This window comes from uncultured Roseibium sp., from assembly GCF_947499295.1.
In the GTDB taxonomy this organism is placed as follows: domain Bacteria; phylum Pseudomonadota; class Alphaproteobacteria; order Rhizobiales; family Stappiaceae; genus Roseibium.
This window is the reverse complement of record NZ_CANMNP010000016.1, coordinates 1-18,065: the sequence shown is the minus strand read 5'-3', so window position 1 is coordinate 18,065 and position 18,065 is coordinate 1. Positions and strand designations below refer to the sequence as shown.

Here is an 18,065-nt window from a genome sequence, read left to right as displayed (position 1 = left end):
TTTGTAATCCTACAAAAGGAATCAATTGATCATGTCCTTCTCTCGCTGGCCCATCACCTGGAAAATAAGTCTCCCCATCGCGACGATCCTCGTTTTTACAGTCGCAATCTGTGCAGTTAGCCTGAATAGCCTCTATTCAGCGATGTTCACCGAACGTCTCAAGAAAATCGAAGACCTTTCGGACAGCGCCGTCTCAATCGCAGCTCATTTTCATGAGCTCGAAAAAGCCGGTGACATGACACGCGAGGAAGCCCAGGTCGCCGCGAAAGCTGCCATCGGAGCAATCCGTTTTGAGGGCAACAATTACGTTTACGTTTACGATTATGACGGCACCAACCTTGTGCATCCGAAAACGTCGTTGAATGGCACCAATATGATTGACTTCAAGGACAAAACCGGGGTCAAGATTGTTGAGGAACTTATCGGCCACGCCAAAGCTGGTGGCGCTCCACTGCTTTACTATTGGCCGCGCGCGAACAGTGAAATCCCGATCGAAAAATACGGCTGGGGTGAAGGTTTTAACGCCTGGAACTGGATGGTTGGAACGGGCGTGTACATTGATGATCTGGATGCGGCTTATTGGAGCGCAGCAACCAAAATCATCACATTGGCATTGATCGGTGCTGCAATCGCTATCGCAATCGCCATGGTGGCCGTTCGTCAAACCGTCAGCCCGTTGCGCGCCTTGACGGCCAACATGGGGACCCTCGCAGAAGGCGATACGAACATTGTTGTCGAAGGCGCGGATCGCGGCGACGAAATCGGCAAGATGGCAACGGCCATGCAGGTCTTTGTTGCCAATGAGACCGAGCGCAAAGAACTTGAAATCCATCAGCATGAAGCTCGCGAGATCGCCGCAAGAACCGGCGAACAGGTCCGCGACCTCAGCCAGGATTTCGACAATCAGATCACCGGTCTGATGCAGACGATCGAAACCTCCGTGAACCGCCTCAAATCGGCTTCTGCCGACATGATGGTTGGCGCCGAGCAGACAACAGAAAAATCGACTGTTGTGTCCAGCTCTTCCACGCAGGCTTCCAGCAATGTGGAAACGGTTGCGGCTGCCGCAGAAGAACTGTCAGCATCGGTCAACGAAATCCGCCGCCAGGTCCAGTCTTCAAGCGAAATTGCCGCCAAGGCGGCTGAGGAAGCTGAAGCGACCAACGAGCGCATGCATGGTCTTTCAGAGGCTGCGGGCCGGATCGGCGAGGTTGTCACCCTCATTCAGGCAATTGCAGAGCAGACCAACCTGCTGGCGCTGAATGCGACGATTGAGGCTGCGCGCGCTGGTGAGGCAGGCAAAGGCTTCGCGGTTGTTGCCGCGGAAGTGAAAGAACTGGCGACACAGACGTCCAAGGCAACCGAAGAAATCTCCAGCCAGATCTCGGCGATCCAGGGTGAAACCGAACAGGCTGCCGGTGCGATCGGATCGGTGACTGAAATCATCAACAACATGAACGAGATTGCATCGTCCATCGCAGCAGCTGTCGATGAGCAGGGTGCGGCGACACAGGAAATCGCGGAAAACGCGCAGCAGGCCTCCCAAAGCTCGGTTGAGGTCAGCAGCACTATCCAGGGCGTTTCCGATGCAGCCGGCAACACCAAAGAAGCCGCTCAGACCGTTGACGTTGCAGCTGGTGACCTTGAGACCAATGCAAGCGATCTCCGCGCCAAGGTGACGTCGTTCCTCGACACTGTGCGCGAGCTGACCACGCAGCGGAATGAAGCTGCCTGACAAAACGCGTCTTGCTGAAACAAAAACACCCGCGGCTGAAACGGTCGCGGGTGTTTTTTTGAAATCTGAAAAACCTAGACCTTGCGAAGGGCCACTTTCGATATGTGATGACTGGCATTCTTGCTCAGAATCAGATCGGCCCTCGGACGTGTTGGGAGAATGTTTTCGCGCAAGTTGACCAAGTTGATCTCGGTCCAGATCCGGTCACCGGTCGCCAGCGCTTCCTCGTCTGTTATGCGCGAGTACTTGTGGAAATAGGAACTTGGATCGCGGAATGCAGTCTCCCGAAGCCGCATGAAACGATCAACATACCATTTGCGCAAGAGATCCTCATCCGCGTCGATATAAACGGAAAAGTCGAAGAAATCGGACACGAACGGCACAGCTCTGCCGTCCTTAGGCAGTTCGCGTGTCTGCAATACGTTCAGACCCTCGACAATCAAGATGTCGGGACGATCCACCGTGACGGCGTGACCCGGCATGACATCGTAATAGAAGTGAGAATACACCGGTGCACGGACGTTGCGCTTGGCGGCCTTGATGTCTGAGAGGAACTTCAAAAGCCGCGGCCGGTCGAAGCTTTCAGGAAAGCCTTTTTTGCCCATCAGACCTTCGGATTCCAAAATGGCATTTGGAAACAGAAAGCCATCTGTGGTGATCAGGTCCACCTTGGGGCTTGCCGGCCATCTTGCAAGCAACTCTCGAAGCACGCGGGAGGTTGTGGATTTGCCAACCGATACCGATCCGGCCACGCCGATGATAAATGGCGTCTTGTTCTCCCGGTGACCCAGAAACTCCTGCGTAGCCTGATGGATTCTGACGGTTGCCTCGGCATAAAAGGCAAGCAGCCGCGAAAGCGGCAGATAGATGGTTTCCACTTGCTCCATCGACACCGGCGCGTTCAGGCCTTGCAGCTGAGCAACCTCATGTTCGCTAAGCGTCATGGGTGTGTCAGCGCGCAACTTTGCCCACTGGTGCTCGGTGAACACCCGGTAAGGGGACAAATCCATGTCCAGGGCTGTTGCGACTTTCTGATCCATCGTCTTCGCAGTCCCTGCAGCGCGGCTTTCCGGCGTCTCCGGTGGCTATTCCCTAGGCCGCGATGCCTTCTCCTCAAGTCCTGTTTGGCCTGTTCGGCCGGCAAGTTCCGACATGACATCTTTCAGCGGAACTTCAGATACGTTCAAAACCACCAACAAATGATAAAGCAGATCGGCGGCTTCCGCCGTCAATTCCTTCCGATCTTCCTTAACGGCAGCAATGACTGCCTCAACCGCTTCTTCCCCCAGTTTCTGGGCGCATTTGGCAACACCCTTTCTGACCAGCTTCTGCGTATAGGACGTTTCATCGCTGCTCTTGGCACGGCTAGCGATAATGGCGTCAAGATCTTCCAAAGTGAAGTCGGTCATTGGGCTATGTCCTAAAGGCGAGGTCAGGCATCAAGGCGCATGGGGATGCCCGCATCGCTCATGTGCTGCTTGGCGTCGTGAATGGTGTGTTCGCCGAAATGGAAAATCGATGCTGCCAGTACGGCCGTGGCGTGTCCGTCCCGTATGCCCTCGACCATATGGTCCAGATTTCCGACACCTCCCGATGCAATGACGGGAACGCGCACTGCATCGGCAATCGCCCTGGTCAGGGCAATATTGTAACCGGCCTTGGTGCCATCGCGATCCATCGACGTGACCAGCAGTTCGCCCGCACCCAGTCCAACCACCTTCTTGGCGAACTCGACGGCATCGATCCCGGTTGGCGTGCGGCCTCCATGGGTGAAGATCTCGAATTTTTCCGGAGCGCCCGGTTCATTGACCTGCTTGGCATCGATAGACACAACGATGCACTGCGCACCGAATTTTTCGGCCGCCTCCCGTACGAAGTCGGGGTTCTTCACTGCTGCGGTGTTGATCGACACTTTGTCCGCGCCTGCAATAAGCAGTTTGCGGATGTCTTCCACTGTGCGTACGCCCCCGCCGACGGTCACGGGCATGAAGCAGGCTTCTGCGGTCCGACGGACAACGTCAAAAATCGTGTCGCGGCCCTCGTGGCTCGCGGTGATGTCGAGGAAACAGAGCTCGTCGGCGCCTGCCGCATCATAGGCTTTGGCGGCCTCAACCGGGTCACCGGCATCAATCAGGTCGACGAAATTGACGCCTTTGACGACGCGTCCGTCCTTGACGTCGAGGCACGGAATAACGCGGGCTTTGAGGGTCATGATGCTTTGCTCCGCTGTGCAAGGATCAGCGACATGGTTTCCGCCGGATCAAGCCTGCCGTCATAAAGCGCCCGGCCGGAAATTGCCCCTTCCAGGATGGCGCAATCAGGTTTCAGCAGGCGATGAATGTCATCAATGGAGGCAAGACCTCCCGAGGCAATGACGGGGATGGAAACGGCCCGGGCCAATTCCAGAGTGGATGGAATGTTCAGGCCCTTCAGAACCCCGTCCCGATCGATATCCGTATAGATGATCGCCGATACACCGGCGTCTTCAAACCGTCTGGCAAGATCGACAGCGGTGAGCTCGGACGTTTCCGCCCAGCCTTCAACGGCAACATATCCGCCTTTGGCATCGATGCCGACAGCAATCTTTCCCGGGAACTTGCGGCAGGCTTCCTTGACAAGATCTGGGTCACGCACGGCAACGGTTCCCAAAATGACCCGCGTGATACCCTTTGAGAGCCAGGATTCGATGTGATCCAGCGTCCTGATTCCGCCACCAAGCTGCACCGGATTTGAAGTCGACGACAAGATGGCATCGACCGCCGCTCCGTTGACACTTTCACCGGCAAAGGCACCGTTGAGATCGACCACATGCAGCCATTCAAAGCCCTGGTCCTGAAATGACTTCGCCTGGGCGCCCGGATTGTCATTGAAAACGGTTGCCTGGTCCATGTCGCCAAGCTTCAATCGCACACATTGACCATCTTTCAAGTCGATGGCGGGAAACAGGATCATGCTACTTAAATTCCTTCCACGATGACGATTTCGCCATCGGCATATTGCTGACGGATTTTCACCGCTTCCTGATATTCGGGCGAGTTGTAGCAATCGACCGCATGCTGAAAGCTCGGAAACTCAATCACGACGTTTCGCGCCCTGCCCGGACCTTCGATCGCGTTTGTCGTACCACCGCGTGCAAGGAAGTTCGCACCAAAGCGCTCGAACGCAGGCTTCGCCGTTTCGACATACTTCGGATAGTTCTGCGCGTCGTGTACATCGACACGGGCAATCCAGTATCCCTTGCTCATGGGGTCCTCCAAGCGGTTGTCATGGTGTCCATTCCAGAAAATTCGCGATTAGGGCGAGGCCCAGCCGCTGGCTTTTTTCCGGGTGAAATTGGGTGCCGATCATGTTGTCCTTCGCCACCATTGCCGTAAAGCTGCCGGCATAATCAAAGCTCGCCAGGCAATCGGTCTTGTGGGTGCAGGCGAAGTGGTAAGAGTGGACGAAATAGGCATGCAGCCCGTCCGGCCCCGTCTCAATGCCGGCAAGGACGGGGTGCGCACCGTTAGCGACATTGATGGTGTTCCATCCCATGTGCGGTATCTTGAGGGACGGATCTGAAGGTTCCATCGCTGAAACGTCTCCCTCGACCCAGCCAAGGCCGTTGACGGTTTCGAATTCGAGGCCTCTTGCAGCCATCAACTGCATGCCGACACAAATGCCAAAAAACGGTTTTCCGTTTTGACGCACCGCTTCTTCAAGCGCCTCAGGCATACCGTCGACGGCCCACAGGCCGCGCTTGCAGTCCGCAAAGGCGCCGACGCCCGGAAGCACGATCCTGTCGGCTTTTCGGACGCGATCCGGATCTGAGGTCACAAAGACATCAGGCACGTGAGCGTGTGATCTTGCCGCGCGCTCAAATGACTTCTCGGCCGAGCGAAGATTGCCCGAGCCATAATCGACAATTGCAATTGTCATTGACGGATCTCCGGACCGAGCGTTAGGCCGACCACACGTTCGCTGCCGACCCTTGGGACGATCGGGGCTGATGTGGGCGAGGTGCTCTGCGCGTCTCTTTGTTTTGTTTCCGGGGCCAGTTGATTTGCTGCCTTATGCAGGAAGCGCAACTCGGCCTCTGCGCGATTGACGCCGTCGACAATTCCGACCACACGCCAGCCTTTGCGTTCCAGCGACCAACGACGGAGTGCCTGCGCCTCGAAGCCGAAAAGAATCGAAACAACAAAGGCTGCGATGGCCGTCGCTTCGGGACTGACGGCGAGCGCCAGAAGTTCCACCACGAGTGCAATCCCGAGATAGCCGAGCAGCACCAGCCACATGCGATGCACCAACATCCAGATGATCGAAAACAGAAAAGCCAGCGCTGAAAAACCGTCCAGGACGAAGGCAAGCCGGTCGCTCTGGAGCGGGTCACCCGCCAGATTGTCAAATTCCGGCGGCGCCATCACAACGTAAGTGCTCATGGGCTTGTCCCTGCCTAGCCGCCAAGCTGGCCCTTGGTTGTCGGTATCCTGTCCGCCTGTCGCGGGTCGATTTCCATAGCCTTGCGCAAGCTTCGCGCAACCGCTTTGAAGCAAGTTTCGGCAATATGGTGACAATTGGAACCATAAAGATTGGCGATATGAAGGGTGATGCCCGCATTCATGGTGAATGCGCGGAAAAACTCTTCAAATAATTCTGTATCGAAGTCGCCGACCTTGTCCCGGTCAAAGGCAACATCCCACACCAGGAAGGGCCGTCCGGAAACATCGAGCGCACAACGGGTGAGCGCCTCGTCCATTGCCAGATGGGTGTCCGCATAGCGCGTGATGCCGGCCATGTCACCAAGGGCAGATGAAATCGCCTGCCCAAGCGCAATGCCTGTGTCTTCCACTGTATGGTGAAAATCGATGTGGGTGTCGCCTTCTGCGCGGACATGAATGTCGATCAGCGAATGGCGCGAGAGCTGCTCCAGCATATGATCGAAGAACCCGACGCCCGTCTTGACGTCGTATGCGCCAGTGCCGTCCAGATTGATTTCGACCGAGATGCGGGTCTCTTTGGTGTCGCGCGATATTTTCGCTGTACGCATCGATTGCTGTCCTTGCTAAGGTGAGGAACGGGCGGTGTTGTAGCAGCCTGATGCGGCTAATGAAATAGCGACGTCGACATCGGACGTCGTCCCATGGGCTGAGATAAAGGACGCGAAGACCAACCAGCCACAGGATTGCCGTTTGCAATTGGCCACTCACAAAGGAATTTGACATGTACAAGGAAGCGATATCCGAAGGTGGTCTTGCCGCGGTGACCGGTGCGGCAAGCGGGGTCGGTCTGGCTGCTGCGATCCGCTTTGTCGAGGCCGGACTTGGCGTGGTTTTGGCGGATTTACCTGGCGACAAACTCGACGCTGCGGCCGGAAAAGTGCGCGAAGCGGCGGGCTCCGGCGCAATTGTTGAAGCGGTTGCAACCGATGTGTCGGACACGAAACAGGTGGAAGCGCTTGCGGATAAGGCATTCGAGCTCGGTTCGGTAGCGGTCCTCATGAACAATGCCGGCATCGGTCGCCCGACCGGAGCTTGGGACCGGATGGAAAACTGGACGCAGATGATGGATATCAATTTTTTTGGTGTTCTGCGCGGTGTTCAGGCCTTCACACAACGTATGATCGACGCTGGAAGGCCTGCGGTCATCATCAATACAGGTTCCAAGCAAGGCATCACGACGCCGCCTGGCAATCCGGGCTATAATGTCACCAAGGCAGCGGTCAAGGTGCTCAGCGAACAGCTGGCGCATGAACTGCGTGAAAAGGGGGCGCCGATTTCCGTGCACTTGTTCGTTCCCGGTTTCACCTATACCGGAATGATCGCCGCTTTCATTCCCCAAAAGCCAGACGCGGCCTGGACGAGCGAGCAAACGGTCGACTATTTCATCGAGAGAATGTCGGCAGGAGATTTCTATGTCCTTTGTCCTGACAATGATGTCGACAGTGTTCGCGACAGACGGCGTGCGCAGTGGGCTATTGGCGATATCGTTGAAAATCGGCCACCCTTGAGCCGCTGGCACGCGGACTACAAGCAGGCGTTTTCCGAATTTGAGAAAGACGGCAAGGACTGACGGTGGCACAAGAAAGCCGGTGGTGCTAAGCACAAGATGCCCACCAGTCAGATGAGGATACCGCCGATGCCAACCAGCCCCTTTGCCCCGACTTCCGCACTCGATCGTCTGATGTTGCCGGTTGATGTTCCGACCGTCAGTGAAGCTGAAGAGCTGGTGAAGAAAACGGAAGGCAAAGTCGGTGTCTATAAGATCGGCATGGAGCTTCAGTTCGCCGGTGGCCTCGAGTTTGCCCGCGATCTGGCCGCTGACGGCAAAAAGATTTTCCTCGACGTCAAACTGCACGACATCGACAACACGATTGAAAAGGCTGTCCGAAACGTTGCCAAGATGGGCGTGACCTTCATGACGTTGCATGGATATCCGAAGACCATGCGTGCGGCCGTGAAGGGATTGCAGGCCGAAGGTAACCCCAATCTTTGTCTTCTCGGGGTCACCGTTCTGACGTCGATGGATGAAGAAGATCTCGTTGCAGCGGGATATCGCGGTCCGCTTGCCGAGGTCGTGGAGACCCGGGCACGCGATGCGCGCGCAGCAGGCATGGGAGGCATCGTCTGTGCCGCGACTGAAGCGGACAAGATGCGGACGATCCTAGGTGGCCAGCTTGTCATTGTCACACCCGGCATCCGGCCTGCCGGCAGTGCGGCAGGGGATCAGCGCCGGGTTATGACCCCGGCAGAGGCCATTCAGGCGGGCAGCGACTACCTGGTTGTCGGCCGTCCGATCAGCAAGGCCGAGAACCCGGGCGCAGCCGCCGACGCCGTAGTACGGGAAATTGAAAGCGCGCTCGGCTGATCTGCTCAGGCGGCCTGATTGTCGCCATTGGCGCTGGAGCGCAACACCATCCCATAGAGATCGCGCGGATCATCCGGATCTGCAAGCAGGTCCAGTTTTTCAAAATGGCCTGTCTGAGGCAGCATGTCGCGCACATAGCGCAGTGCTGCGAAGTCCTCTATCGCAAACCCGACGCTGTCGAACAAAGTGATCTGATCCTTGCCTGTTCGACCTTCCGCCTTGCCGGCAAAGACCTGCCAGAGCTCGGTCACCGGATGATCGGCGTCAAGTTGCTGCAATTCGCCTTCAATCCGGGTTTGTTCAGGAAACTCGACGAAAATGTCCGAGCGCAACAGGATGTCCTTGTGGAGCTCGGTTTTTCCCGGACAATCGCCGCCGATCGCGTTGATGTGCACGCCTGAGCCGACCATGTTGTCCGTCAGGATCGTCGCATAGCGCTTGTCGGCAGTAACCGTTGTAATGATTTCCGCACCTTCGATTGCGTCTTCGGGCGTCTTGCAGATGGTGACGTTGAGCCCGGAATTGGCGAGGTTGCGCGCAAGCCGAATGCTGGCGCTATGGTCAATGTCATAAGCACGGATCTCTGTGATTCCGAGCATTTCCTTGAATGCAAGGCATTGAAAATCGGACTGTGCACCATTTCCGATCACGGCCATGGTAGTCGATCCTTCAGGCGCGAGATATTTGGCCGCCAAGGCCGAATTGGCAGCTGTGCGCAGTGCGGTCAGAATGGTCATTTCGGTAAAGAGCACGGGATAGCCCGTTGCCAGATCGGACAGCACACCGAAACCGGTCACGGTCTGCAGTCCCTCACGCATGTTGCCGGGGTGGCCGTTGACATATTTGAAGCCAAAGGTCTTGCCGTCGCTTGTCGGCATCAACTCAACCACACCCTCAGGCGCGTGCGCGGGAATGCGCGGCTTCTTGTCGAAGCTTTCCCAGCGCAGGAAATCATCTTCGATGTATTCAGCCAGCTCACGCATGAAGGTTTCGACGCCAATGGACCGCACGTTGCGCATCATGTTGTCGACGCTGACAAACGGAACAAAGGCGAGATCCGACGGAGACAGATTATTGGTGTTGTTGGTCATTGTGTCCTCTAGAAGCTTCTGGTCGGACGGTCGAAGACACGGCGTCCGAAAAGACTGCCGGTCAGTTCGACCATCAGACGCGCGGTTTTTCCGCGTTCATCCAGAAATGGGTTGAGTTCGACAAGGTCGAGCGAGCTGACAAGTCCGCTGTCATGAAGCATTTCCATGACAAGATGCGCCTCGCGGAACGTGGTGCCGCCAGGCACGGTGGTTCCAACCGCCGGTGCGATATCCGGATCCAGGAAGTCCACGTCAAGGCTGACATGAAGCAATCCGTTCGCCGCCCGGACGCGGTTCAAAAAGGGTCTCAGCAGCCCGGCAATGCCGTCCTCATCAATCTGGCGCATATCCCGAACGCCAACGCCATGATCAAGAAGTTGCCTGCGCTCGGCGTCATCGATGGAACGGACACCCAGGATCTCAACATTCTTCGGGTCGACCGGGTGCTGCAACGGGTCGCCGAGAAGAGCATCAAATCCAGGCAATCCGCAGACAAATGCAAGCGGTGTACCGTGTAGATTGCCGCTGGCGGTGGTCTCAAAGGTGTGAAAATCAGAATGGGCGTCGAGCCAGAGCACGAAAAGCGGGCGTCCGAGCCGTTCTGCAGCTCGAGCCTGTCCGGAAACCGTTCCCGCCGCCATGGCATGGTCGCCGCCAAGATAAACCGGCACGACGGGGTCTTCTCCGAGCTGAGCGGCCTTTTGGTGAAGCGTGCGGGTCCAGCCGGCATAGGCCGGGAAATTTTTCAGCAAGGGATTGGGCGGTGCCAGATTGCCAACGTCGACCGGTTTCAGATTGCCGTGATCGGTGACCGAGTGTCCGAGATCTTCCAGTGTTTCCGCCAGTCCGGCAGTCCGATAGGCGTCCGGTCCCATCAGACAGCCTCTTTGTCCGGCGCCCTCGTCCACCGGCGCGCCAACAAGGGCAATCTGTTTTCCGACAACGTCCACGTCATTCTCCGCCTGAATCCGCAATGCCTTGAAAGTGTGCGCGTACGCCGCGGCGGAGTAAATCCGGCAACTTGATCAAATGTGCGGTAAGAATTATCATTATGATAAGTATGACTAACCAAAATGATGCAATGGATGATCTTGATCTTCGCCTAGTTTCGCATTTACGGCATGATGGACGCCGTTCGGTGTCCGATTTGGCAAGTGATTTGAAAGTATCCCGGGCAACCGTGCGTGCACGCATGGAGAAACTAATCGACTCCGGCGAGATACTCGGCTTCACGGCGGTTTTGCGCGACGACTGGCGAGATCTGCCGATCAGGGCTTTGACCCTGGTCGTGGTCGACGGGCACAACACCGAACCGGTTTCCAGAGCCCTGGGCGCCATGACGGAAGTTCGAGCTATTCACTCCACTAACGGCAAGTGGGATCTGGTTCTGGAAATCGCGACGCGGGACCTGGCAGCTTTTGATGATGCATTGAACCGCATTCGCCTGATCGAGGGCATCACGGGCACGGAAACCAATCTACTGCTATCGACCAGAAAGGGTCCGGCTGCATCTGCAAGTGAATTCAGGGACGTTCTGGGGTGATGGTCGCTGCCATCCAAATCATCGCCTGAACCGGATCGCAAATCGGGTCGCGTTGGTCCCGTGGGCTCGTTAGGATCAATGCAGACTGAAAAGAGCTGATGGACCTGACATGACCAAAGCACTCGACCTTACGAGCCTGACTTCCGATCCGACACCTATCTGCGTTGGTGCGGAAGCCGCTGAACATTATGAAATCGTCCGCAAAACCTTGAAGCGTATTACCGAAGACTGGCGTGAGCAGCCAACACTTGAGCAGTTGGCAGGAGAGGCAGGGCTTCAACCCATCCAGTTGCAAAGAGTGTTTTCCAGATGGGCAGGATTGACGCCAAAACAGTTCTTGCAGGCGATAACCCTGGATCACGCAAAAGCTCTCCTGCGCGACAGCGCCAGCGTCCTGGATACGTCCTACGAAGTTGGCCTCTCCGGCTCGTCCCGGCTGCACGACCTCTTTGTCACGCATGAGGCAATGACGCCCGGTGATTACCGCAACAGGGGCTCAGGGCTGAAAATAGCCTACGGGTTTCATCCTTCGCCGTTCGGGCAGGTTCTCGTCATGGCGACGGACAAGGGGCTTGCCGGTCTTGGATTTGCAGATCCGGGCGGTGAAGAAGAAGCCCTGGCGGACATGTGTGATCGATGGCCCGCTGCGCAATTCGTTGCAGATCAGAATGCGACCGCAATGTATGCGGATCGCGTATTCGACCCCGACAAGTGGCAACAAGACCAACCCTTGAACGTCGTCATGATCGGAACCGATTTTGAAATTCGGGTCTGGCAGACATTGCTCAGAATTCCGATGGGTCAGGCGACGACCTATTCCGATATTGCCGCTTCAATCGGCAAACCGAAAGCCTCACGGGCCGTTGGCACGGCGGTTGGCCGCAATCCGGTTTCCTTTGTCGTGCCCTGTCACCGGGTGCTTGCCAAGGGTGGCAAACTGGGCGGCTACCACTGGGGCCTCACCCGTAAACGGGCGATCCTGGGTTGGGAAAGTGGGCTCTCCGGACCGGTTCTGGAGTGTATTTAAGGACGTTTGCCCGATCAGCAACGTTAGGGCTTCGATCTAGGAGCCAATGTTCCCTCGTTTAGTGCACGGGCCCCTTCGGCATCGGATAGTCACCAGTGATCGCCCAGCCGAACGAAGTGATCCTTTCAGCCGCCATTGGCGTCAGTTCACCCGTTATCAGGAAATCGACGCCAGATGGAGGGAAAGGCAATTGGCCGAGCCCTGTGTGAATGGTCGAAAACGTCTGTGCCACGGTCTGCGTCCAGGCGACTTCGTCGAGCGGCAGAACGACTGCTGCCAGGCCGTCGCGGCGGATGGCAACCGGGATGTTTGAAACTTCCCTGATCTGACCCAGACCTGAGATTTCACGATTGTAGGTTTCCAAAAGGACGATGCGGCGCAGCTGGAAATAGGCAATGTCACGGCTTTCGGCATCCGCAGCTTTCGCCGCGACCAGATCCAGGTCCTGAACACCCGGCATGGCCTGAAGCTGGTAAGCAATCGCGGCCTTTTCGGAGATCGTATAAAATGGGTTGGCAGCAATTCTGGAAATCGTCTGTTCGCTGATACCGGCATTGCGCAGTGCTGCTGCGGTCCGGTCTTCCAGTTCGGAAGGGGAGCTGTCTATGATGAGCGTGCGCAGATTGTCGGCCTGGCGTGCGGCCGACACGACCAGACCGCCCGGCAGCAATGCCGTAATCGCACTGACTGTCCAGTTGCCCGCCGTTGTAACGCTCGCGGTCTCGTCCAGCTTTTCAGAAAGTGGCCGGTAGAAAGTATAGGGATCGACGCCAAGCTCAACAGCAAGTTCGCGGCGTTCGCGTGCCTGCCCGGTTATGGCTTTTGCCAATTCGGCGGGAGATCCGCCCTTGCCGGTAACGGCTGATTCCACACCTTTGGTCAGTCGGCCGAACATCCGGCCCACGCCGGAAACTGTGTTTTTGGCGGTCCCTACCGGGTCGGTCACCGTGTTTTCGACGAACTCAACCGGCTTCATCGCGGCTTGTTTCAATCCACCGACGAAGCTGGCATCATTTTTCAGACCTTCCAGGGCGACCAGAACCTTGAGCTCGGAGAGTCGAAGTTTCAAAAGGCCGTCGCCTTCAATCCGTTCAACACCAAGGTCTGTCTGCAGCTGATAGATGCGCAGGAAGCCATCACTTCGTACCGGCGCGAGAACCGCATAGCCAGGTCCAAGTTGCTTGCCGTCCAGAACGACGGCCGGGTCCTGCTCTGGTGGCGTTTCATATTGCTCGCTCAATGACAGGGCCGGTCCCGCCAACAGTGCGGCTCCAAGCAACACACCGGCAAAACGGGTGGGAATGCTGATCGGGCGTTTCATCCGGCTGATCTCCTGATTGCCTTGGCCGAAAAGCTCTCAGTCCGGCGCCATTCCGTTGCGCGCCAGAGCTTCACCGGCCAGATAAAGCGAACCGCAAATCAAGATCCTGGGCGCTTCGCCATCCTGTTGTGCACAAGCTGCCACATCCGCAAGGGCCGCGTCCAGCGATTGGAACGGTGTCGCCTCAAGTCCGGCGCAACGGGCAAGGTCTGCAAGATCCTCTGGAGTTCTTCCGGTCGACGTTGTTGAAATCGGCACAGTGCCCACGTGACGCACCAGCCCGTGAAACGGCCTGAAGTACCCGACCGGATCTTTGGTCGTCAGCATACCGGCTATCAGATAGAGCGGGCGCGGAGAGCGTTCTTCCTGCTCGCCCATGAATTGGGCGACGGAGATACCGGCACCTGGATTGTGACCGCCGTCGATCCAGACTTCGGCGCCGTCCGGGCACATTTCGAGTAAAGCGCCGTGGGTCAGCGGTTGTAGGCGTCCGGGCCAGTTCACGCTTTTGAGCCCATCGGCAACCGTTGCTTCTTCAGGCAGAAGATGAGCCACTTTCAGCGCCGCGATGGCAAGGGCCGCATTTTCAAACTGGTGTCGTCCACTGAGCATGGGAAGCGGCAAGTCGATCAAGCCTTCCTCATCCTGAAATGCCATGCGCCCCTGGTCGTCTTGTGCGACAAAGTCCTGACCAAAAACCTGGATGGGTGCGCGGTTGCGTGCGGCTTGTCGTGTAATTTCAGGCAGGGCTGTGTTTTCTTGCGCTGCGCAGATGACAGGCACGCCGTGCTTGATGATGCCGGCCTTCTCCCGGGCGATGACCGCCAGATCGTTGCCAAGGAATTTCTCATGGTCCATGGAAACTGGCGTGATGATCGAGACCAGGGGCTCGTCAATCACATTGGTTGCGTCGAGACGACCGCCCAGCCCGACTTCCAGCAATAAAATGTCTGCCGGTTGTTCAGCAAACAGCAGCAGCGCTGCTGCGGTGGTGATTTCGAAAAAGGTAATTTCAGCGCCTGCATTGGCTTCTTCGCAGCGGTGAAGCGCGTCGAAAAGCAATGGGTCTGAGACGAACTCTCCATCGCGTCCCAGTCGGATGCGCTCATTGAACGAGACCAGATGCGGTGAAGTGTAGACGTGGCACCGTTTCCCGGAAGCTTCCAGGATAGCCCGCATCGTCGCCGTCACGGATCCTTTGCCGTTGGTACCGGCAATATGAATTGCCGGAGGCAAGCGATGCTCCGGGTGATCGAGGGCTGCCAGCAGCCTGTGCATCCGCCCAAGCGAAAGATCGATTTCTTTGGGGTGCAGCGCCAGAAGGCGGTCCAGAATTTTTGTGATTTGATCCAAGGCGCCCTCCGCAGGGTCCTGTCATCCGTTACAGCGTCTGTTACGCCTTTAGGATATGGCTGCCCGCGAGACAAGCGAACAGCCCGGAAATGTCGTGAATTGCCGCATTCGCGACATTTTACGGAAAAAATACGCGCCTATGTGGACGCTTCGGCTTCCTTGGCAGGGTCTTCAGCTGTCTTTTCAGCTTTGTCTTCGGTTTCCTGCATGGGCTCTTTGGGTGCTTCCAGGCGGGGCAGCTCAACTTCGCGTTTCATGAGGATGCCGCAGACACGAGCAATGGTGTCTTTCATCTCCTGTCTCGGCACGACCATATCGATCATGCCATGATCAAGGAGATATTCGGCGGTTTGAAAATCTTCCGGAAGCTTTTCGCGCACTGTCTGCTCGATCACGCGACGGCCGGCAAAGCCGATCTGGGCACCCGGCTCTGCGATATGAATATCGCCAAGCATTGCGTAAGATGCTGAAACACCACCCGTTGTCGGGTTTGTCAGTACGACGATGTAAGGCAAGCCCGCTTCACGCAGCATCTGCACGCCGACTGTCGTGCGCGGCATCTGCATCAGTGACAGAATGCCTTCCTGCATCCGCGCCCCACCGGAAGCGACAAACATCACAAACGGTGTCTTGTCCTCAACGGCTTTCATCATGCCTGCAAGGATGGCCTCACCGACAGCCATGCCGAGCGATCCGCCAACAAAGGTAAAGTCCTGCACGGCAGCTGTCATGGCCATGCCGTTGACATTGCCCTGCGCTACATGCACCGCCTCGTTCTCGCCCGTCTTGGAGCGGGCGTCCTTCATGCGATCCGTATAGCGTTTGCTGTCACGGAATTTCAAAGGGTCCGCCTGAACCTCCGGCGACTCGACGGGCGTATGGTTTCCGCCGTCGAAAAACGAATCAAGCCGTTTGCGCGCAGGCATGCGCATGTGATGACCGGAATTCGGAATCACCCACAGATTGGCTTCCAAATCCCGGTGAAAGACCATCTCCCCGGTTTCCGGACATTTGATCCAAAGGTTCTCCGGAACTTCACGTTTTTTCCAAAGATCCCGGATCTTGGGGCGTACAATAGAATTGATCCAGTTCACGTCAGGCGCGTCCCAATACTCGAGTTACCCATGGCGGAGATATGGGGTCCGCCGCAATTCCTTCAATTCACGTCGGCCGTCAGGCCTGACGGGCTCTGGCGCAACCGGCGGCCAGATCGCTGACCACGTCCGATACCGCCTGAACGGTTTTGTCAGTGGCTTTACCGGCTTCATCCAGGCTGTCGCGAATGGCATTGACCAGAACCGAGCCGACGACGACACCGTCTGCGTCCTTGCCGATGACGGCGGCCTGATCGGCTGTCTTGACGCCAAAACCAACGGCAACCGGCAACTCCGTATGACCTTTGATGCGGTTGACTGCCGTGGTCACCCGGCCGGTATCTGCAATGTTGGCACCGGTAATCCCAGTCACCGAGACGTAATAGACGAAACCGGAGGTATTGGCCAGAACAGCCGGAAGGCGCTTGTCATCTGTTGTTGGCGTGGCAAGGCGAATGAAGTTGAGACCGGCTTCGAGGGCCGGGATGCAAAATTCATCGTCCGCTTCTGCAGGTATGTCGACAATGATGAAGCCGTCTACGCCGGCTTCCTTGGCAACGTGCACGAATTTTTTGGGGTCACGCACATAGATGGGGTTGAAGTACCCCATCAGAATGATCGGCGTATCCTGATCCTGCTTTCGGAAAGTCCGCACCATGTCCAGTGTCTTGTCCATGGTATGTCCGGCAGCAAGTGCGCGCTGATTGCCCAGCTGGATTGGAATTCCCTCTGCCATCGGGTCGGAGAAGGGCATGCCCAACTCGATCACATCGGCACCGGCGGCAGGGAGTGCGTTGAGAACGGCTTGCGACGTTTCAAGATCCGGATCTCCAGCAGTAATAAAGGTGACGAGTGCCGGTCTTCCGGCCTCTGTACAAGCTTTAAAACGGCGATCGATGCGCGTTTCCGTCATTCACTGCTACCCTTTTTTCGCCAGACCATATCGCACAGGCCTTGTCATCTGAGCGATGTACGGGCGCAGCGTACGGTATGTCAATCTATTGTGCAGGAATTCGGATTGGTTTTGAAACCTTCGGCGCTGGTAGGCCGTATTCTCTACTTGCTTGGGTAATCAATCAAACCAATGGCGCGAAACTCGCTATCAGCACGATAGACGTGCTCACTGCGTATGCCCCTTGCTCTTGCGGCACGCTGGCACGGTCCACCCGTGCCGCGAAAAACCGTCGAAAGCGGCGCAGCTGAAGGTGCACTCAAAAGGATAGCTTGCAAAACACTCATCTCACACCGGAGGAACCAAATTTAAAAACCAATCGCAACGAAATACTTATGAGTTTTTTGCACTGCAGCAATAGCGCTGGCTGCAGGTCAGACTTGCTAAAAACGCATGGCTGGATTGTCAGGCACGCATCAATTGCCTCTGGAAATATGCACTCCGTGCGTCTATTTTATAGGAAATAGAAAGCCATCGAAGAAAAATAAGGAGCTGAAAATGGCCCATTCCCTATTTGAACCAGCACCGAAACCACTGGCTGAGCGGTTCTGGAGACGCGTCATAGAACTCAACCTCAACGGGTCGCAGCAAACTGATACGACGCCACAAACAGCGCTAGAATTGACCGCACAGGTCAATTCGCTGGACGCTCGTGGGAGGCAGCAGTTTCTTCAGGCTGCTTTTGCGAGCAAATCCATCAAATGAAAAGCCGTGCGCTGATGAACAGGCGCACGGCTTTTTCAATTTTAGATTTCGGCAACCAAACCGTTTAGCGGCTCCGTCCGCCAAAGATTGTTATCGCTTGTTGAAATACTTACCGAATGCGTGACTCGCGATATCGCTGCGCTCAAGTCCGAGGTCGGCGAGCTGAGCCGTATTCATGCGGTTCAAACGTTCAATTTCGTTTGCCGTGCGGTGTGCGGCGCGAACATCGCGAACAAAACCGCTAATCATGTCGAATGCCATTGGTGTGTTCCTTCAAAAAGGGTCGGATGAGGTGTCGTGCACGGTTTTTCTTTGCAGATAATTTAGTATCCACGCCTTGGAGGAAACCCCTCGTCTTCAGACGAGCCCGCTTTAGCGTGAAGTGAATAAGAATGACC

21 protein-coding genes are annotated in these 18,065 nt (G+C 56.5%); 6 read left to right on the top strand and 15 right to left on the bottom strand.

Annotation, left to right across the window (positions count from 1 at the left end):
• The first annotated feature begins 31 nt into the window (after positions 1-31).
• Positions 32-1,735, top strand: a complete 1,704-nt coding sequence (locus Q0835_RS21720; RefSeq protein ID WP_298964227.1) for a cache domain-containing protein — start codon at positions 32-34, stop codon at positions 1,733-1,735.
• A gap of 74 nt (positions 1,736-1,809) precedes the next feature.
• Here Q0835_RS21720 and coaA read toward each other — a convergent pair whose 3' ends face one another.
• The 8 genes from coaA to hisB are packed head-to-tail and all read right to left on the bottom strand — an operon-like array spanning position 1,810 to position 6,764.
• Positions 1,810-2,775, bottom strand: coding sequence for a type I pantothenate kinase (gene coaA / locus Q0835_RS21715; protein WP_298964224.1), 966 nt, complete (start codon positions 2,773-2,775; stop codon positions 1,810-1,812).
• A 45-nt stretch (positions 2,776-2,820) separates the two neighbouring features.
• Positions 2,821-3,144, bottom strand: a complete 324-nt coding sequence (locus Q0835_RS21710; RefSeq protein ID WP_298964223.1) for a phosphoribosyl-ATP diphosphatase — start codon at positions 3,142-3,144, stop codon at positions 2,821-2,823.
• Positions 3,145-3,167: 23 nt separating this feature from the next.
• The gene (gene hisF, locus Q0835_RS21705) at positions 3,168-3,947 is read right to left on the bottom strand and encodes an imidazole glycerol phosphate synthase subunit HisF (RefSeq protein ID WP_298964221.1); all 780 of its coding nucleotides are present in this window, start codon (positions 3,945-3,947) and stop codon (positions 3,168-3,170) included.
• Complete coding sequence (hisA, locus tag Q0835_RS21700; RefSeq protein ID WP_298964219.1) at positions 3,944-4,687, bottom strand: 1-(5-phosphoribosyl)-5-[(5-phosphoribosylamino)methylideneamino]imidazole-4-carboxamide isomerase; 744 nt, start codon at positions 4,685-4,687, stop codon at positions 3,944-3,946. The genes hisF and hisA overlap by 4 nt, the downstream gene beginning before the upstream one ends.
• Positions 4,688-4,692: 5 nt before the next feature.
• Entirely contained in the window at positions 4,693-4,980 is a 288-nt protein-coding gene (locus Q0835_RS21695; protein WP_152499061.1) for a DUF1330 domain-containing protein, read from the bottom strand.
• Between the two features lie 19 nt (positions 4,981-4,999).
• Complete coding sequence (hisH, locus tag Q0835_RS21690) at positions 5,000-5,653, bottom strand: imidazole glycerol phosphate synthase subunit HisH (protein ID WP_298964215.1); 654 nt, start codon at positions 5,651-5,653, stop codon at positions 5,000-5,002.
• Positions 5,650-6,156 (bottom strand): DUF2628 domain-containing protein, encoded by a 507-nt coding sequence (locus Q0835_RS21685; protein ID WP_298964212.1) that lies wholly within the window; start codon positions 6,154-6,156, stop codon positions 5,650-5,652. Before Q0835_RS21685 ends, hisH begins: the two co-directional genes overlap by 4 nt.
• Positions 6,157-6,170: 14 nt before the next feature.
• Complete coding sequence (gene hisB / locus Q0835_RS21680; RefSeq protein WP_298812160.1) at positions 6,171-6,764, bottom strand: imidazoleglycerol-phosphate dehydratase HisB; 594 nt, start codon at positions 6,762-6,764, stop codon at positions 6,171-6,173.
• 173 nt (positions 6,765-6,937) lie between these two features.
• Between hisB and Q0835_RS21675 the strand changes: the two genes are divergently transcribed.
• Both Q0835_RS21675 and pyrF read left to right on the top strand, forming a co-directional pair.
• A complete protein-coding gene (locus Q0835_RS21675; RefSeq protein ID WP_298964209.1) occupies positions 6,938-7,786 on the top strand; it encodes an SDR family NAD(P)-dependent oxidoreductase in 849 nt (282 codons plus the stop codon).
• Between the two features lie 66 nt (positions 7,787-7,852).
• Positions 7,853-8,581, top strand: a complete 729-nt coding sequence (gene pyrF, locus Q0835_RS21670; protein ID WP_298964207.1) for an orotidine-5'-phosphate decarboxylase — start codon at positions 7,853-7,855, stop codon at positions 8,579-8,581.
• Positions 8,582-8,586: 5 nt separating this feature from the next.
• On the opposite strand, the gene Q0835_RS21665 is transcribed toward pyrF, so the two are convergent.
• Together Q0835_RS21665 and rocF are read right to left on the bottom strand one after the other, a co-directional pair.
• The gene (locus Q0835_RS21665; protein WP_298964205.1) at positions 8,587-9,672 is read right to left on the bottom strand and encodes an ornithine cyclodeaminase; all 1,086 of its coding nucleotides are present in this window, start codon (positions 9,670-9,672) and stop codon (positions 8,587-8,589) included.
• A gap of 8 nt (positions 9,673-9,680) precedes the next feature.
• The gene (gene rocF / locus Q0835_RS21660) at positions 9,681-10,622 is read right to left on the bottom strand and encodes an arginase (protein WP_298964203.1); all 942 of its coding nucleotides are present in this window, start codon (positions 10,620-10,622) and stop codon (positions 9,681-9,683) included.
• A 131-nt stretch (positions 10,623-10,753) separates the two neighbouring features.
• Here rocF and Q0835_RS21655 point away from each other — a divergent pair, with 131 nt between their 5' ends.
• Both Q0835_RS21655 and Q0835_RS21650 read left to right on the top strand, forming a co-directional pair.
• Positions 10,754-11,215, top strand: a complete 462-nt coding sequence (locus Q0835_RS21655) for an Lrp/AsnC family transcriptional regulator (RefSeq protein ID WP_298812149.1) — start codon at positions 10,754-10,756, stop codon at positions 11,213-11,215.
• 109 nt (positions 11,216-11,324) lie between these two features.
• Entirely contained in the window at positions 11,325-12,242 is a 918-nt protein-coding gene (locus Q0835_RS21650; protein WP_298964201.1) for a bifunctional helix-turn-helix domain-containing protein/methylated-DNA--[protein]-cysteine S-methyltransferase, read from the top strand.
• 58 nt (positions 12,243-12,300) lie between these two features.
• Here Q0835_RS21650 and Q0835_RS21645 read toward each other — a convergent pair whose 3' ends face one another.
• The 4 genes from Q0835_RS21645 to trpA all read right to left on the bottom strand — a co-directional run bounded on the left by Q0835_RS21645 (position 12,301) and on the right by trpA (position 16,923).
• Positions 12,301-13,563, bottom strand: coding sequence for a hypothetical protein (locus Q0835_RS21645; RefSeq protein ID WP_298964198.1), 1,263 nt, complete (start codon positions 13,561-13,563; stop codon positions 12,301-12,303).
• Positions 13,564-13,599: 36 nt separating this feature from the next.
• Complete coding sequence (locus Q0835_RS21640) at positions 13,600-14,916, bottom strand: folylpolyglutamate synthase/dihydrofolate synthase family protein (RefSeq protein ID WP_298964195.1); 1,317 nt, start codon at positions 14,914-14,916, stop codon at positions 13,600-13,602.
• Between the two features lie 137 nt (positions 14,917-15,053).
• Positions 15,054-16,010: an acetyl-CoA carboxylase, carboxyltransferase subunit beta gene (accD, locus tag Q0835_RS21635; RefSeq protein ID WP_298964193.1), complete on the bottom strand. Its 957-nt coding sequence runs from the start codon at positions 16,008-16,010 to the stop codon at positions 15,054-15,056.
• Between the two features lie 79 nt (positions 16,011-16,089).
• Positions 16,090-16,923, bottom strand: coding sequence for a tryptophan synthase subunit alpha (gene trpA, locus Q0835_RS21630; protein ID WP_298964190.1), 834 nt, complete (start codon positions 16,921-16,923; stop codon positions 16,090-16,092).
• 537 nt (positions 16,924-17,460) lie between these two features.
• Here trpA and Q0835_RS21625 point away from each other — a divergent pair.
• A complete protein-coding gene (locus Q0835_RS21625; protein ID WP_298964188.1) occupies positions 17,461-17,667 on the top strand; it encodes a hypothetical protein in 207 nt (68 codons plus the stop codon).
• A gap of 90 nt (positions 17,668-17,757) precedes the next feature.
• On the opposite strand, the gene Q0835_RS21620 is transcribed toward Q0835_RS21625, so the two are convergent.
• Complete coding sequence (locus tag Q0835_RS21620; RefSeq protein ID WP_298812132.1) at positions 17,758-17,928, bottom strand: DUF1127 domain-containing protein; 171 nt, start codon at positions 17,926-17,928, stop codon at positions 17,758-17,760.
• Positions 17,929-18,065: the final 137 nt, after the last annotated feature.

Bases quoted from the DNA above. Each gene is read 5' to 3' on its own strand.
- Q0835_RS21720 (WP_298964227.1), top strand. From the start codon at position 32: ATGTCCTTCTCTCGCTGGCCCATCACCTGGAAAATAAGTCTCCCCATC.
- coaA (WP_298964224.1), bottom strand. From the start codon at position 2,775: ATGGATCAGAAAGTCGCAACAGCCCTGGACATGGATTTGTCCCCTTAC.
- Q0835_RS21710 (WP_298964223.1), bottom strand. From the start codon at position 3,144: ATGACCGACTTCACTTTGGAAGATCTTGACGCCATTATCGCTAGCCGT.
- hisF (WP_298964221.1), bottom strand. From the start codon at position 3,947: ATGACCCTCAAAGCCCGCGTTATTCCGTGCCTCGACGTCAAGGACGGA.
- hisA (WP_298964219.1), bottom strand. From the start codon at position 4,687: ATGATCCTGTTTCCCGCCATCGACTTGAAAGATGGTCAATGTGTGCGA.
- Q0835_RS21695 (WP_152499061.1), bottom strand. From the start codon at position 4,980: ATGAGCAAGGGATACTGGATTGCCCGTGTCGATGTACACGACGCGCAG.
- hisH (WP_298964215.1), bottom strand. From the start codon at position 5,653: ATGACAATTGCAATTGTCGATTATGGCTCGGGCAATCTTCGCTCGGCC.
- Q0835_RS21685 (WP_298964212.1), bottom strand. From the start codon at position 6,156: ATGAGCACTTACGTTGTGATGGCGCCGCCGGAATTTGACAATCTGGCG.
- hisB (WP_298812160.1), bottom strand. From the start codon at position 6,764: ATGCGTACAGCGAAAATATCGCGCGACACCAAAGAGACCCGCATCTCG.
- Q0835_RS21675 (WP_298964209.1), top strand. From the start codon at position 6,938: ATGTACAAGGAAGCGATATCCGAAGGTGGTCTTGCCGCGGTGACCGGT.
- pyrF (WP_298964207.1), top strand. From the start codon at position 7,853: ATGCCAACCAGCCCCTTTGCCCCGACTTCCGCACTCGATCGTCTGATG.
- Q0835_RS21665 (WP_298964205.1), bottom strand. From the start codon at position 9,672: ATGACCAACAACACCAATAATCTGTCTCCGTCGGATCTCGCCTTTGTT.
- Q0835_RS21655 (WP_298812149.1), top strand. From the start codon at position 10,754: ATGGATGATCTTGATCTTCGCCTAGTTTCGCATTTACGGCATGATGGA.
- Q0835_RS21650 (WP_298964201.1), top strand. From the start codon at position 11,325: ATGACCAAAGCACTCGACCTTACGAGCCTGACTTCCGATCCGACACCT.
- Q0835_RS21645 (WP_298964198.1), bottom strand. From the start codon at position 13,563: ATGAAACGCCCGATCAGCATTCCCACCCGTTTTGCCGGTGTGTTGCTT.
- trpA (WP_298964190.1), bottom strand. From the start codon at position 16,923: ATGACGGAAACGCGCATCGATCGCCGTTTTAAAGCTTGTACAGAGGCC.
- Q0835_RS21625 (WP_298964188.1), top strand. From the start codon at position 17,461: ATGGCCCATTCCCTATTTGAACCAGCACCGAAACCACTGGCTGAGCGG.
- Q0835_RS21620 (WP_298812132.1), bottom strand. From the start codon at position 17,928: ATGGCATTCGACATGATTAGCGGTTTTGTTCGCGATGTTCGCGCCGCA.